Here is a 13,399-nt window from a genome sequence, read left to right on the forward strand (position 1 = left end):
TGTCCCACTGGGCGGGCGCCGAGTTGACACCGAAGGTGCGAACCGATGTCCTTGTGGGCATGCTCGCGAACTCGGCACTCACCTCGACCCGCACCGCCGGGTCCCACGGTGCTGCCCGCGCTCGCTGTAGCTGTTGTTGCTGTTCCAGCTGTTGAGCCTCCCCGACCGCTCCGGCTGCCTCTGAGTCCACCGCGACTCGGCTGCTTGTTCCCACGCCCCGACCAGGGCTCCTGCGTCCCCCGCGATCCGGACGGACGGCGATCGACACCCAGCCACCCCCCTTCTTGCGCCAAGGAACCCACGCACCTCATGAACAGCGACAGCGACCTCCAGATCGCGGGAGACATCCTCGAAGTCCCGCACCTCCTCCAACCACCGCGCGAGCACCCTGCCACCGTCGCCGAGTTCGTCGGGCTGGCCCGCTCCATCGCCGCCGACCGCTCGCAGTGGGAGCACCTCGTCCGGTACGACGCCACCACGCGCTGGTACCACCGGCTGCGCACAGGCCCGGGCTACGAGGTGTGGCTGCTGTCCTGGGTCCCCGGGCAGGGCAGCGGCCCGCACGACCACGGCCGCTCCTCGGGCGTCCTGACCGTCCTGGACGGCACGCTGACCGAGCGCACGGAGCGCGGCACGCGCGCGTTGGCGGCCGGAGCGCAGCGGGTGTTCGCACCGGGGTACACCCACGAGGTCGTCAACGACGCGCTGGAGCCGGCGGTGAGCCTGCACGTGTACTACCCGGGCCTGACCGAGATGCCGATGCACACGACCACCCCGGCGTGCGAGGCGCGTCCGGTGACTGCCTGACGCGTTGTCGTACCCGCCTGCAAGACTTGGGCCCATGCGCATTGTGGTTCTGGCAGGCGGCATCGGTGGTGCCCGGTTCCTGCGTGGTCTGAAGCGTGCCGTGCCGGACGCGGACATCACGGTCATCGGCAACACCGGGGACGACATCCACCTCTTCGGGCTGAAGGTCTGCCCGGACCTCGACACGGTGATGTACACGCTCGGCGGCGGTATCAACGAGGAACAGGGCTGGGGCCGGGCCGACGAGACCTTTCACCTCAAGGAGGAGCTCGCGGCCTACGGTGTGGGCCCCGAGTGGTTCGGGCTCGGCGACCGGGACTTCGCCACGCACATCGTGCGGACGCAGATGATCGGCGCCGGATATCCGCTGAGCGCGGTGACCGAGGCCCTGTGCGACCGCTGGAAGCCAGGAGTCCGTCTCATCCCCATGACCGACGACCGCGTCGAGACGCATGTCGCGGTCGAGGTGGACGGCGAGCGCAAGGCCGTGCACTTCCAGGAGTACTGGGTGCGGCTGCGGGCCTCGGTGCCGGCGGAGGCGATCGTGCCGGTCGGGGCCGAGCAGGCCAAGCCCGCGCCCGGGGTCCTGGAGGCCCTCGCGCAGGCCGACGTCATCCTCTTCCCGCCGTCCAACCCGGTCGTCTCGGTCGGCACGATCCTCGCCGTGCCCGGCATCCGCGAGGCGATCGCCGACGCGGGCGTGCCGGTCGTCGGCCTCTCCCCGATCGTCGGGGACGCGCCCGTGCGCGGGATGGCCGACAAGGTGCTCGCGGCGGTGGGTGTGGAGTCGACGGCCGCGGCGGTCGCCGAGCACTACGGCTCCGGGCTCCTCGACGGCTGGCTCGTCGACACCGTGGACGCGGGCTCCGTGGAGCGGGTCGAGTCGGCCGGGATCCGCTGCCGGGCCGTACCGCTGATGATGACCGACCTCGACGCCGCGGCGCAGATGGCCCGTGAGGCGCTGACGCTGGCGGAGGAGGTGCGGGCGGTTTGAGCGGCGAGGAGCTGAGCGGGGCGCCCGCGGCCGACGGCGCCCCCGGATACCGCGTCTGGGCCCTCCCCGGCATCCCCGAGGTCGCGCAGGGCGACGATCTGGCCAAGCTGATCGCGGCCGCCGAGCCCGGTCTCGTCGACGGGGACGTGCTGCTCGTCACCTCGAAGATCGTGTCCAAGGCCGAGGGCCGGATCGTGGAGGCGGGCGACCGGGAGTCCGCGATCGACGCGGAGACGGTACGGGTCGTGGCGCGCCGCGGCCCCCTGCGCATCGTCGAGAACCGGCAGGGCCTGGTGATGGCCGCCGCCGGGGTCGACGCCTCCAACACTCCGGCCGGGACCGTGCTGTTGCTGCCCGAGGATCCGGACGCGTCCGCGCGGGCGATCCGGGACGGGCTGCGGGACGCCCTCGGTGTCCGGGTGGGTGTCGTGGTGACGGACACGTTCGGGCGTCCCTGGCGCGCCGGGCTCACCGACGTCGCGATCGGCGCGGCCGGCATCCGCGTACTGGACGATCTGCGCGGGGGCACGGACGCGCACGGCAATCCGCTCAGCGCGACCGTCGTGGCGACCGCGGACGAACTCGCCGCCGCCGGTGACCTGGTCAAGGGCAAGGCCGCGGGCCTGCCCGTCGCCGTCGTGCGCGGGCTGGCGCACACGGTGGCCGAGGACCACGGGGAGGGGGCGCGGGCCCTGGTGCGCTCCGCGCGGGACGACATGTTCCGGCTGGGGACGTCGGAGGCGGTACGGGAGGCGGTGACCCAGCGCCGTACGGTACGGGCGTTCACGGACGAGCCCGTCGACCCCGGGGCCGTACGAAGAGCGGTCGCTGCGGCGGTCACCGCGCCGGCGCCGCACCACACCACTCCGTGGCGGTTCGTGCTGCTGGAGTCGCAGGAGTCGCGGACGCGGCTGCTCGACGCGATGCGGGACGCCTGGATCGCCGATCTGCGGCGGGACGGCAAGAGCGAGGAGTCCATCGCCAAGCGGGTGCGGCGCGGGGACGTGCTGCGCAATGCGCCGTATCTGGTGGTGCCGTGCCTGGTCATGGACGGGTCGCACACCTACGGCGACGCGCGGCGGGACGGGGCCGAGCGGGAGATGTTCGTCGTCGCCACCGGGGCCGGGGTGCAGAACTTCCTGGTCGCGCTGGCCGGGGAGCGGCTGGGCTCGGCGTGGGTGTCGTCGACGATGTTCTGCCGGGATGTGGTGCGCGAGGTGCTCGGGCTGCCGCAGGACTGGGATCCGATGGGGGCGGTGGCGGTCGGGCATCCGGGGGAGGAGCCTCGGCCGCGGGCCGAGCGGGATGCGGGGGCGTTCGTTGAGGTGCGCTGATGTGTGCGGTGGGCTGACGCGAGCCATGGGGCGCATACGCATGCGTTCGTAGGGCGCTCTCGGTACCGGCACTCGTGGGCGCTTTCCGGCGCTTACGCTCGTAGGACCTCCCGTACCCCTAGGACCTCATCCGTGGCAGGACGCTTCGACCCGCGACCCACGCGTACGACCGTGCGCGGTGGGCATGTCGGGGTGCCCGCGGGGATACCGCGTCAGGCCCCGGCTCCGGCGCGCATGCGTACCTGGGTGCCGGAGGGGCCGCTCGATCTCGGGCTGGTGCTGGGGCCCTTGCGGCGCGGGCCGGGGGATCCGACGTTCCGGGCGATGCCGGACGGGTCCGTATGGCGGGCCTGCCGCACGCCTGCCGGGGCCGGGACGCTGCGGGTCGTCGCGCGCGGGGCCGAGGTGCGGGGTGAGGCGTGGGGGCCGGGGGCCGAGTGGCTGCTGGAGCAGTTGCCCGAGTTGCTCGGGGCCGCCGACGATCCGGCCGTCTTCGTGCCGCGGCATCGGGTGGTGGCGATGGCACGGCATCGGCGGCCGGGGCTCAGGCTGACGCGGACCGGGCTGGTGATGGAGTCGTTGATTCCCTCGGTTCTGGAGCAGAAGGTCACGACCGATGAGGCGTATCGGGCGTGGCGGTTGCTGGTGCGGAAGTACGGCGAGCCGGCGCCGGGGCCTGCGCCCGGGCGGATGTGTGTGATGCCGGATGCGCGGACCTGGGCACTGATTCCGTCCTGGGAGTGGCATCGGGCCGGGGTCGACAACAAGCGGGCGTCGACGATTTTGCGGGCCGTGCGGGTTGCTTCGCGGATGGAGGAGGCGGTGCGGATGCCTCCGGCTCAGGCGCAGGGTCGGTTGGAGGTCGTGGCGGGGATCGGGCCGTGGACGTCTGCGGAGGTTGTGCAGCGCAGCCATGGGGCGGCGGATGCGGTGACTGTGGGGGATCTGCATCTGCCGGGGATCGTGGGGTTTGCGTTGGCCGGGGATCGGGATGCGGATGACTCCGTGATGTTGGAGTTGCTGGAGCCGTATGCGGGGCAGCGGCATCGGGCGGCTCGGTTGATCCTGCTGAGCGGGCGGGTGCCTGCGCGGCGGGCTCCGCGGATGCCGCGGGGGGATATCGGGCGGTTGTGACACGGCGGGCGGCGGCCTGCCCGCGCTGCGCTCATCCCCCATTTTTCTCGCCCCCGCCGCCCCTACCCGTCCCATCCCGAAGGGGCTCCGCCCCTTCAACCCCACTCGCATCGGCCTGAACGGCCTCGTCCTCAAACTCCCCAGACGGGCTGAGAGATGTGGGCCGAGGCGGGCGTACCCCCATGGGCCCGCGCTCGCCCGCGGCGGCAAGGGGACGCGTCGGGGGGTGTCCGCCCGCAGCGGCCGGCGTCAAGGGACGGCACCCCTCTGAGGCACAGCAACCGCCGGACCGAGGACGGACACCCCCCGGCGCGGCCCCGACCCACAACGCACGCGCAGGCGCTACGCGCACCCCCACCCCACCAGCACAGGCCGCCGCAGGCACACCTACAGATCGGGCGAGAACCGAACCGCGCCCGCCGGTATCCGGGCGTCGCACCACACCCGTGCGCCGTCTCTCAGTTCGTTGTCGGCGCCGATGATCGCGCCGTCACCGATGACCGTGTCCGTGAGGATGGAGCGTTCGCCCACGCGGGCGCGGGTGCCGATGAGGGAGTCGGTGATGATGGCGCCGGGCTCGATGACGGCGCCCGGGAGGATCGTGCTGCCGAAGACGCGCGCGCCCTCGGCCACGAACGCGCCCTCGCCCACCACCGTGCCGCCGGTCAGCTTGGCGTCGGGGGCCACCCTGGCCGTGGGAAGGATGAGGCGGTCGCCGCAGCGGCCGGGGACCGCGGGGGACGGGGCCCGGCCCAGGACCAGGTCCGCCGAGCCGCGGACGAAGGCCGCCGGCGTGCCGAGGTCGAGCCAGTACGTCGAGTCGACCATGCCCTGGAGGTGGGCGCCTGCCGAGAGGAGGTCCGGGAACGTCTCGCGTTCGACCGAGACCGGGCGGCCCGACGGGATCGTGTCGATGACGGAGCGGCGGAAGACGTACGCGCCGGCGTTGATCTGGTCGGTGACGATCTCCTCGGGGGTCTGCGGCTTCTCCAGGAACGCGGTCACCCGGCCCGTGTCGTCCGTGGGGACCAGGCCGTACGCCCTCGGGTCCGTCACCTTGGTGAGGTGGAGGGAGACATCCGCGCCCGTCGTCTCGTGCGTACGCACCAGGGCCCGGATGTCCAGTCCCGTCAGGATGTCGCCGTTGAAGATCAGGACCGGGTCGTCAGGGCCGGAGTGGAGCCGGGACGCCACGTTGCGGATCGCGCCGCCCGTGCCGAGGGGTTCCTCCTCCGTCACGTACTCCAGATGCAGGCCCAGCGCGGAGCCGTCGCCGAAGTACGGCTCGAAGACCTCGGCCAGGTAGGACGTGGCCAGGACGATGTGGTCGACGCCCGCCGCTCTCGCTCTCGCCAACTGGTGCGCGAGGAACGGCACCCCGGCCGCGCGCACCATGGGCTTCGGTGTGTGCACGGTGAGCGGACGCAACCGAGTGCCCTTGCCGCCGACCAGGAGGATCGCTTCTGTCACCTGTCGTCTCTGCTTCCTGCCGGGACCGGCCGATCTGTCCTTCGGCCGGCCAGTGTATGCAGACAGTTGTGCAGCGCCCTCGACGGCCGTGCGGTGCTGACGCATCCCGCCTCTCCTCCCCCGACGGCGGTGCGTGCGCCCCCGCGCCCGCCCCGTACATCCCCTGTGAAACCGCCCGGCCTCAGCGCCCCTGGAAGCGGGCCGCCGAGGCGCGGGCCGAGCCGAGCTTGAGATAGAGCAGCCGGCCGGGGCACTCCGTGGAGAAGCCGTCCCGGTGGCCGGAGATCACATTCAGTCGTACGTTCTTTCCCTTTCGGTACAGATTGCCACCGCCGGACGTCAGGTATGTCTTTCCGCGCGGATTGGCGCCGTAGAGCCCCAGCTTCCAGGCGGTGAGCCGGGCGATGGCCTTCACCGAGGCCGCGGTCGGCTTGCTGGAGCCGAAGCTGCCGAGGACGGCGATCCCCATGCTGTTGGTGTTGAAACCGCGGGTGTGTGCGCCGAGGACCGCCTTCGCCGCGCCCCCGGCGCGCCCCTCGTAGATGTTTCCGCACTTGTCGACGAGGAAGTTGTAGCCGATGTCGCGCCAGCCCATGCTCAGGACGTGGTAGCGGTAGATACCGCGAATGAGCGAGGGAGTCTGGGTGCACCAGTACTTGCCGCCGGAGGCGGTGTGGTGCACCCAGGCCACCTTCACCTTCTTCGTGTAGGCGAACTGCCGCTCCCGCAACTTCTCGTTGGCTCCCCAGCCGCGCCGGGTGACGATGCGCGGCCGCGGCCCGATGTAGGGCTTCGCCCGCTGCTCCTGCGTCAACTCGTTGCCGCGCAGCGCCAGCAGCTCCCGCTCGGTCTCGGCGCGCCCGAGCGCGGGGATCTCGGCGGCGCCCAGGGGCGCGAGTTCGGCGTTGGCGGCGGAGGCGGCGAGGGTCTCGGCGGCGCCGACCGTTTCGGGGTTCAGTGAGCCGGGGCGCGGGCCGGGCTCACCCAGCGCGGGGCCCGGCTCGCCCTGCACCGGTGCCGGGTCACCGGGGTCGACGAGTTCGAGGTGCAGGCCGGCCGGCAGCGCGGTGACGGCCGCGGCGTCGACCGCCGAGTCGTCACCGCCCTCGGGACCCTCCTCCGGCCTGGGCTCGACGGGCTCGGGAGTGACGCGTACCTGGACGCCGTCCGACTCCCCGACCCACAGGGGCGCGGTGGAGCCGCGTACGCCGGAGCCGCTTTCGGCGGTGCCCGGGTCGGCCGCGTGCTCGGCGTTGTGTGTCTCCACGTCCTGCCAGCCGGACCAGGTGCCGGTCGCGACCGCGCGGGTGCGGACCTGGACGCGGCCGTGGAGTTCGGCGGCCGGGTCGTCCCAGATGACGCCGACCAGGGAGAAGTGACGTACGTCCCGTCGGGGCAGGCCCTGTTCGGCGGGGTCGCCGACGGCACGGTCACGGGTGAGGGGGGCGAGGGGCAGTGACTGGGTGCTGCCGGGGACGTAGGCCCCGGCGTCCGCACGCCGCACCGCCCATCCGACGGCCACCGCCTCCGCACTCCAGGCGGTTTCCGCTCCGAGCGCCGGGCGCGCGGGCGCGGCGGCGGCGGGTGGGGTGAGCGGTAGAGCGAGAGCGGCCGCGCACGTGACACCGATCGAGGAAGCAAGGAATCCACGCATGCTCCTGATGTTGGACATAGTCATACAAAGCTGTCCATCGGGGAACTGACGGCGCGTCGGCCCACGGTTGCGCCGAACCGGTGGCGGCCGGACAACCCGCAAGGGGGTGCGCGGGTACGCCGGCGCGTACCCTTGCGCGGGTGAACGCCACCGATCGCACCCCCGCCGACCTGCTGCGTTCCGCGCTCGCCGCGGATCCCGGACGCCCCCTGGTGACCTTCTACGACGACGCCACCGGGGAACGCGTGGAATTGTCCGTGGCCACCTTCGCCAATTGGGTGGCCAAGACCGCGAATCTGCTGCAGGGCGACCTCGGGGCCGGGCCGGGCGACCGGGTCACGCTGCTGCTGCCCACGCACTGGCAGACGGCGGTGTGGCTGCTGGCGTGTTCGTCGGTGGGCACCGTCGCGGACGTGGGCGGGGACCCGGCGACGGCCGACGTCGTGGTGAGCGGGCCGGAGAGCCTGGAGGCGGCGCGGGCGTGCCGGGGAGAGCGGGTCGCGTTGGCGCTACGGCCGCTCGGGGGGCGCTTCCCGCAGCCGCCGGCCGGCTTCGCGGACTACGCGGTCGAGGTGCCGAGTCAGGGCGACCGGTTCGCCCCGTTCGCCCCGATCGACCCCGAGGACCCGGCCCTGATCGTGGCCGGGCGGGAGTTCAGCGCCGCCGAGTTGGTCGAACGCGCCCGGGCGGAGGCGCCGGCGCTGGGCCTCACGGGTCCGGGCTCGCGGATCCTGTCGGCGTTGCCGTACGACACCTGGGAGGGCCTGAACGCCGGGCTGTACGCGGCGCTGGCCACGGCTGGGTCGGTGGTGCTGTGCCGGCACGTCGACTCGCTGAGCGAGGAGGCGTTGGACAAGCGGATCGAGGCGGAGCGGGTGACGGCGACGGCGAGGTAGCCCTCGCCCGCCCCTGCCGTTCCACGGCCCCTGCCATTCCACCGCCCCTGCCCACCTCGCTGGTGCGCGGCGCCCAGAACATCCTCGTCATCGGGTCGGACTCCCGCGCCGGAAGCAAGAACCGCCGCTACGGCAAGGACTCCGGCACCGAGCGCTCCGACACCACCATCCTGCTGCACCTGTCCTCCGGCCGCCGCAGCGCCACCGCCGTCTCGATACCCCGCGACCTCATGGTCGACGTCCCCGGCTGCCGCCGCGCCGACGGCCGCCGTAGCGAGCCGATGTTCGCGATGTTCAACTATGCCTTCCAGGTGGGCGGTTCGGCCTGCACCGTCCGGACCGTGGAACGGCTCACGAACATCCGCATGGACCATCACATGGTTGTCGACTTCCACGGCTTCAAGGAGATGGTCGACGCCCTCGACGGCGTCCAGATCTGCCTCGCGAAACCCATCAACGACAAGGCCGCCAAGCTCCGCCTTCCCGCCGGGAAGGTGACCCTCAACGGCGAGCAGGCCCTCGGTTACGTCCGCGCCCGCAAGTCCCTCGGCAACGGCAGCGACACCGACCGCATGGACCGCCAGCAGCGCTTCCTGGCCGCACTCGTGCACAAGGTGCAGAGCAATGACGTCCTGCTGAATCCGGTCCGGCTCTATCCGGTCCTGGACGCCGCCACATCCTCCCTGACCACGGACCCGGATCTGGCCAGCTTGCGTGGTTTGTACGAACTCGCGCGGGGGGTGCGCGACATCCCCACCGAACGCGTGCAATTCCTCACGGTCCCGAGGGAGTCGTACGTCTACAACTCCAATCGCGACCAGCTCGTGGAACCCGAGGCCGAGCGGCTCTTCGAGCGGCTGCGGATCGACGCGCCGGTGGAAGTGGTGAATTCGTCCGGAAAGTCCCAGGGCCCGCCGCGCGATTCCTCGCACAACCGTTCCCGTGGCGACGACGGGAAGTCCGATGCCAAGCGCCCTGACGAGCCCGCGGGACCCACTCCCCCGGCGCCCACTTTCCGCGGCAGTACCGCCGCCGAGAACCCCTGCGGGTAAAGCGCTCACCAAGTCCGCGAACCCCACTTCAAAGAAATGGGGCGGATTGCCCAGTTGTAGGGACGTGGAATTTGTCACCGTCGTGGCTCCACGCTGAACTGGGCGGATAGTGTGAGCGATCCGGTGCGCCCGCCCGTAGTTAGGCTTGCGCACTGCTTGACCGAGACCCGAGCGCCTTGGAGGGGTAGGCGCCGCGTGGCCCCGACGGAGGATTCTGACAACCGTGGACGCGCAAGGCCGTGGGCGGGCGGACGATATCGATCCCGCAGACCAATGGGTGCTCAATCCGAACACCGGTGAATACGAACTGCGACTGGCTCCTTCCGCTCCGCAGTCACCGGTCCCGGGACCCCGCAGAGCCGCTTCCCGCGCAGGCGCCGCCTCACGTTCGGCCGGTACCACCGCCCAGGGCGCGGGAGGCGCAGGCGGCGGGGGCGGTGCGAATGGCGCGGGCGGTGCGAATGGCGCCGCACGCAACAGGACCGCAGCGCCTGGACGTGAGACGCGCCAGGCGCCGGGCCGTGAGGTCCCGCCGCAGCGCAGGCGCAGGGGGGTACCGGAGGAACCGCTTCCGGGGCGGCGCAGTCGCCGGCCGGTGAAGAAGAAGAGCAAGGCGAAGAAGGCCGTGCTCTGGACCGGCGGCATCATGGCGTTCGTGGTCGTCGCCGCCGCTGCCGGTGCGTATCTCTACATCGAGCACCTCAACGACAACATCAATTCCGTCTCCGACGACGGCGCGACCACCGGTGGCTTCTCGAAGGACAAGGCCATCAACATCCTGCTCATCGGCACGGACAAGCGCACGGGGGCGGGCAACGAGAAGTACGGCGACTCGGGCAGCGCCGGGCACGCCGACACCACGATCCTGCTGCACGTCTCCAAGGACCGCTCGAACGCGACCGCGCTCAGCATCCCCCGCGACCTGATCGTCGACATCCCGGACTGCCGCACCACCCAGGAGGACGGCTCCGCGAAGGTCATCCCGGGCGAGACCGGCGTCCGCTTCAACACCAGCCTCGGCCAGGAGGGCCGCACCCCCAGCTGCACCTTGCGGACGGTCACCGAGCTGACCGGCATCAAGGCGGACAACTTCATGGTGGCCGACTTCAACGCGGTGAAGACGCTGACGTCGGCGGTCGGCGGTGTCGAGGTGTGCCTCGCCAAGGACATCAACGACCCGGACTCCAAGCTCAACCTCACCAAGGGCAAGCACACGATCGAGGGCGAGGACGCGCTGGCCTTCGTCCGCACCCGGCACTCCGTCGGCTTCGGCGGCGACCTGAGCCGGATCGGTCTCCAGCAGCAGTTCCTCAGCGCGCTGATGCGCAAGCTGAAGTCGAACGACACCCTCAGCAGCCCGACCAAGATGATCAAGCTGGCCGAGGCGGGCACGAAGGCGCTGACCGTCGACTCCCAGCTCGACACCATCGACAAGCTGAAGGACCTCGGTCTGGAGCTGGGCAAGCTCAACACCAAGAACCTCACCTTCACGACGGTTCCGGTGATCGACAACCCGGCGGAGAAGGTGAAGACGACCGTCGTCCTCAACGATTCGACGGCGCCCCAGGTCTTCGAGGCGATCCAGAACGACGTCTCCTTCACCGAGGTCAAGCAGCAGAAGCAGAAGGAGGCCGCCGCCGTGGCCGCCCGGCTCAAGGGCACCAAGGCGGACGCCTCCGAGGTGCGGGTGCAGGTCATGAACGGCGGTGCGCCGGCCGGCAGCGCCCAGGAGACCCTCACCTATCTGCAGACCGAGGAGGGCGTGGACAAGTCCGAGAACGCGGGCAACGCCCCGGCGTCGCTCGCGAAGACGACGCTGGAGTACGCGCCCGACCAGGCGGACCAGGCACGCCGGCTCGCCGACATCATGGGGCTGTCCGGCTCCGCGATGAAGCCCGGCAAGAGCGTGACCAACTCGCAGGGCCTGCCCACGATGACGCTGACGCTGGGCAAGGACTTCAAGGGCGCGGGTGTGTCGCTCACTCCTTCGACGAAGGCGCCCGACGTGGAGAAGTCCACGGCGGACAAGGTCGAGTGCGCGAAGTAACCGGCCGGTAGCGGCTCAACGGGCCCGTCCCCTCGCCCACTTGGGGTGGGAGGGGCCCGTTCCCGCACTCGGTCGGGGGGCCGGGGAGTTCGTCGTACGGAAACTGCGGCGCGGAACGCAACTGTCTTCGTCGCTCGTTGGTCTGATACACGACACGGGTGTGTCAGCCGGCGTTGGCCGGCAGCGCCAAGCGGCCGGATCCGGCTGGATTTTGCCGACGCGTGGCCAACCCGGCTCGGGCCCACAGAGGTCTGACAGGTAGCGAACCGGTGTCGGACAGGGTGGCCTGACATGGTTCGCTCCGCACCGGACAGGGAGGTCCGACGCGGAGCGCGGCCATGCCGGGCACAGGGTGGGGAAGGGCGGAGAGTTGGCGCAGAGCAGTGTGCGAGGGGAGGCCCCCGCGGTGGACGACACCATGTCGCTCACCCCACAGGCCGACCAGGACACGCCGGCCGACGCGAGCGGCCGGCACGGTGGCGGGGGTTCCAAAGGCGGCCGGGGAACCGGCGGCAGACCCCGAAAACGGCGTGTGCTGCGCTGGTCGGCGACGGTTCTGGCGGTGGTGATACTGGGCACCGCCGGTGCCGGCTATCTCTACTACCAGCACCTCAACGGCAATCTGAAGAAGGACGACCTCAACATCGGCGACGCGAAGGACCGCGCCGCCCAGAGCGAGGCGAACGCGGCCGGTCAGACGCCGCTGAACATCCTGCTCATCGGCTCGGACGCGCGCGACACCGAGGAGAACCAGAAACTCGGCGGCGCCAAGGAGACGTTCGGCGGCACACCACTCGCCGACGTCCAGATGCTGCTGCACGTCTCCGCCGACCGCACCAACATGTCGGTCGTCAGCATGCCGCGCGACACGCTCGTCGACATCCCCAAGTGCACGGACCCGGACAGCGGGGACGTCTACGACGCCCGTCAGCGCGCCATGACGAACCAGACGCTGGGGCGCGGCGGACCGGGCTGCACCGTGGCCACGTGGGAGAAGCTGACCGACATCCACATCGACCACTTCATGATGATCGACTTCTCGGGTGTGGTGTCGATGGCGGACGCGATCGGCGGCGTCCCGGTCTGCGTCGACAAGAACATCCGCTCCAAGGACAGCGAGGGCCACGGCTCCGGGCTGAAGCTGGAGAAGGGCACGACGTACGTCAAGGGCGAGCAGGCCCTCCAGTGGCTGCGCACGCGCTACGGCTTCGAGGACGGCAGCGACCTGGCCCGCGCCAAGGCGCAGCACCAGTACATGAACTCGATGGTGCGTGAGCTGCGCAAGAACGCCAAGCTGAGCAACCCCAACAAGCTGCGCAAGCTCGCCGAGGCCGCGACCAACGCACTGACCGTCGACGAGGGTCTCGGCACGGTCGCCAAGCTCTACGACCTGGCGGGCGAGCTCAAGCAGGTGCCGACCTCGCGCATCACCATGACCACGATGCCCAACCAGTACGTCGGTTCGCGCGTCGAGCCCACCGAGGACGCGACGAAGCTGTTCCGGCTGGTGCGTGAGGACATCGCGCTGGACGGCAAGGACAAGAAGAAGACCACCGAGGAGAAGGCGTCCACCGACCCGGCCGCGGCGGACGGCGAGATCGCCGTGCAGGTGCAGAACGGCACCCGGACCGACGTCCTCGCCCCGGTCTCCGGCCGTGCGACCGCCGTCGCCGGACTGCTCGTCGACAAGGGCTTCACGCAGGCCGCGGCGGACTCCTCGACGACGCCGATCGCGGACACGACCGTCGTGCGCTACCCGAGCGCCGAACTCGAAGGCGACGCCCGGCGGCTCGCCAAGGCCCTCGGCATCCCGACCGGCGCCGTGGAGAAGTCCACGGACGTCTCGGGCGTCACGCTCGTCGTCGGCGCCGACTGGCGGGAGGGTACGGCGTACAAGGCGCCGAAGCAGGACGACAGGACGCCGGACACGGCCGAGGCCCTGAACGCCTCCGACGCCGACGCGTGCATGAAGGTGGACCCGAACTTCACCTGGTGACGGGCGCCGCGCCCG

General features: G+C 71.2%; 10 protein-coding genes. 8 read left to right on the forward strand and 2 right to left on the reverse strand.

Features of this window, described 5'->3' with window-relative positions:
- Positions 1–309: 309 nt before the first annotated feature.
- The 4 genes from EAO75_RS38005 to EAO75_RS38020 all read left to right on the forward strand — a co-directional run bounded on the left by EAO75_RS38005 (position 310) and on the right by EAO75_RS38020 (position 4,269).
- Positions 310–807 (forward strand): cysteine dioxygenase, encoded by a 498-nt coding sequence (locus EAO75_RS38005; RefSeq protein ID WP_147999644.1) that lies wholly within the window; start codon positions 310–312, stop codon positions 805–807.
- A 34-nt stretch (positions 808–841) separates the two neighbouring features.
- Complete coding sequence (gene cofD, locus EAO75_RS38010) at positions 842–1,801, forward strand: 2-phospho-L-lactate transferase (protein WP_147999645.1); 960 nt, start codon at positions 842–844, stop codon at positions 1,799–1,801.
- On the forward strand, positions 1,798–3,135 hold the full coding sequence (locus EAO75_RS38015) for a coenzyme F420-0:L-glutamate ligase (RefSeq protein WP_261989589.1): 1,338 nt from the start codon (positions 1,798–1,800) through the stop codon (positions 3,133–3,135). The genes cofD and EAO75_RS38015 overlap by 4 nt, the downstream gene beginning before the upstream one ends.
- Before the next feature lie 132 nt (positions 3,136–3,267).
- Positions 3,268–4,269 carry a DNA-3-methyladenine glycosylase family protein gene (locus EAO75_RS38020; protein WP_147999646.1) on the forward strand — a complete coding sequence of 334 codons (1,002 nt, stop codon included), beginning with the start codon at positions 3,268–3,270 and terminating at the stop codon, positions 4,267–4,269.
- Positions 4,270–4,656: 387 nt separating this feature from the next.
- Here the strand turns inward: EAO75_RS38020 and EAO75_RS38025 are convergent, their stop codons facing one another.
- Both EAO75_RS38025 and EAO75_RS38030 read right to left on the reverse strand, forming a co-directional pair.
- Complete coding sequence (locus EAO75_RS38025) at positions 4,657–5,739, reverse strand: sugar phosphate nucleotidyltransferase (protein WP_147999647.1); 1,083 nt, start codon at positions 5,737–5,739, stop codon at positions 4,657–4,659.
- A gap of 181 nt (positions 5,740–5,920) precedes the next feature.
- On the reverse strand, positions 5,921–7,393 hold the full coding sequence (locus tag EAO75_RS38030; protein ID WP_147999648.1) for a peptidoglycan recognition protein: 1,473 nt from the start codon (positions 7,391–7,393) through the stop codon (positions 5,921–5,923).
- A gap of 140 nt (positions 7,394–7,533) precedes the next feature.
- On the opposite strand from EAO75_RS38030, the gene EAO75_RS38035 reads away from it, so the two are divergent.
- From EAO75_RS38035 to EAO75_RS38050, 4 genes are all read left to right on the forward strand, one after another.
- Positions 7,534–8,289 (forward strand): TIGR03089 family protein, encoded by a 756-nt coding sequence (locus tag EAO75_RS38035; RefSeq protein WP_147999649.1) that lies wholly within the window; start codon positions 7,534–7,536, stop codon positions 8,287–8,289.
- The gene (locus tag EAO75_RS38040) at positions 8,208–9,341 is read left to right on the forward strand and encodes an LCP family protein (protein ID WP_147999650.1); all 1,134 of its coding nucleotides are present in this window, start codon (positions 8,208–8,210) and stop codon (positions 9,339–9,341) included. Before EAO75_RS38035 ends, EAO75_RS38040 begins: the two co-directional genes overlap by 82 nt.
- 223 nt (positions 9,342–9,564) lie before the next feature.
- Positions 9,565–11,388, forward strand: coding sequence for an LCP family protein (locus tag EAO75_RS38045; protein ID WP_147999651.1), 1,824 nt, complete (start codon positions 9,565–9,567; stop codon positions 11,386–11,388).
- A 418-nt stretch (positions 11,389–11,806) separates the two neighbouring features.
- Complete coding sequence (locus EAO75_RS38050) at positions 11,807–13,384, forward strand: LCP family protein (RefSeq protein WP_148000524.1); 1,578 nt, start codon at positions 11,807–11,809, stop codon at positions 13,382–13,384.
- Positions 13,385–13,399 lie beyond the last annotated feature (15 nt).

The organism is Streptomyces sp. UW30 (assembly GCF_008042075.1).
GTDB lineage: Bacteria > Actinomycetota > Actinomycetes > Streptomycetales > Streptomycetaceae > Streptomyces.

Coding starts and splice junctions, on each gene's coding strand:
- EAO75_RS38005 (WP_147999644.1), top strand. CDS start 310: ATGAACAGCGACAGCGACCTCCAGATCGCGGGAGACATCCTCGAAGTC.
- cofD (WP_147999645.1), top strand. CDS start 842: ATGCGCATTGTGGTTCTGGCAGGCGGCATCGGTGGTGCCCGGTTCCTG.
- EAO75_RS38030 (WP_147999648.1), bottom strand. CDS start 7,393: ATGCGTGGATTCCTTGCTTCCTCGATCGGTGTCACGTGCGCGGCCGCT.
- EAO75_RS38050 (WP_148000524.1), top strand. CDS start 11,807: ATGTCGCTCACCCCACAGGCCGACCAGGACACGCCGGCCGACGCGAGC.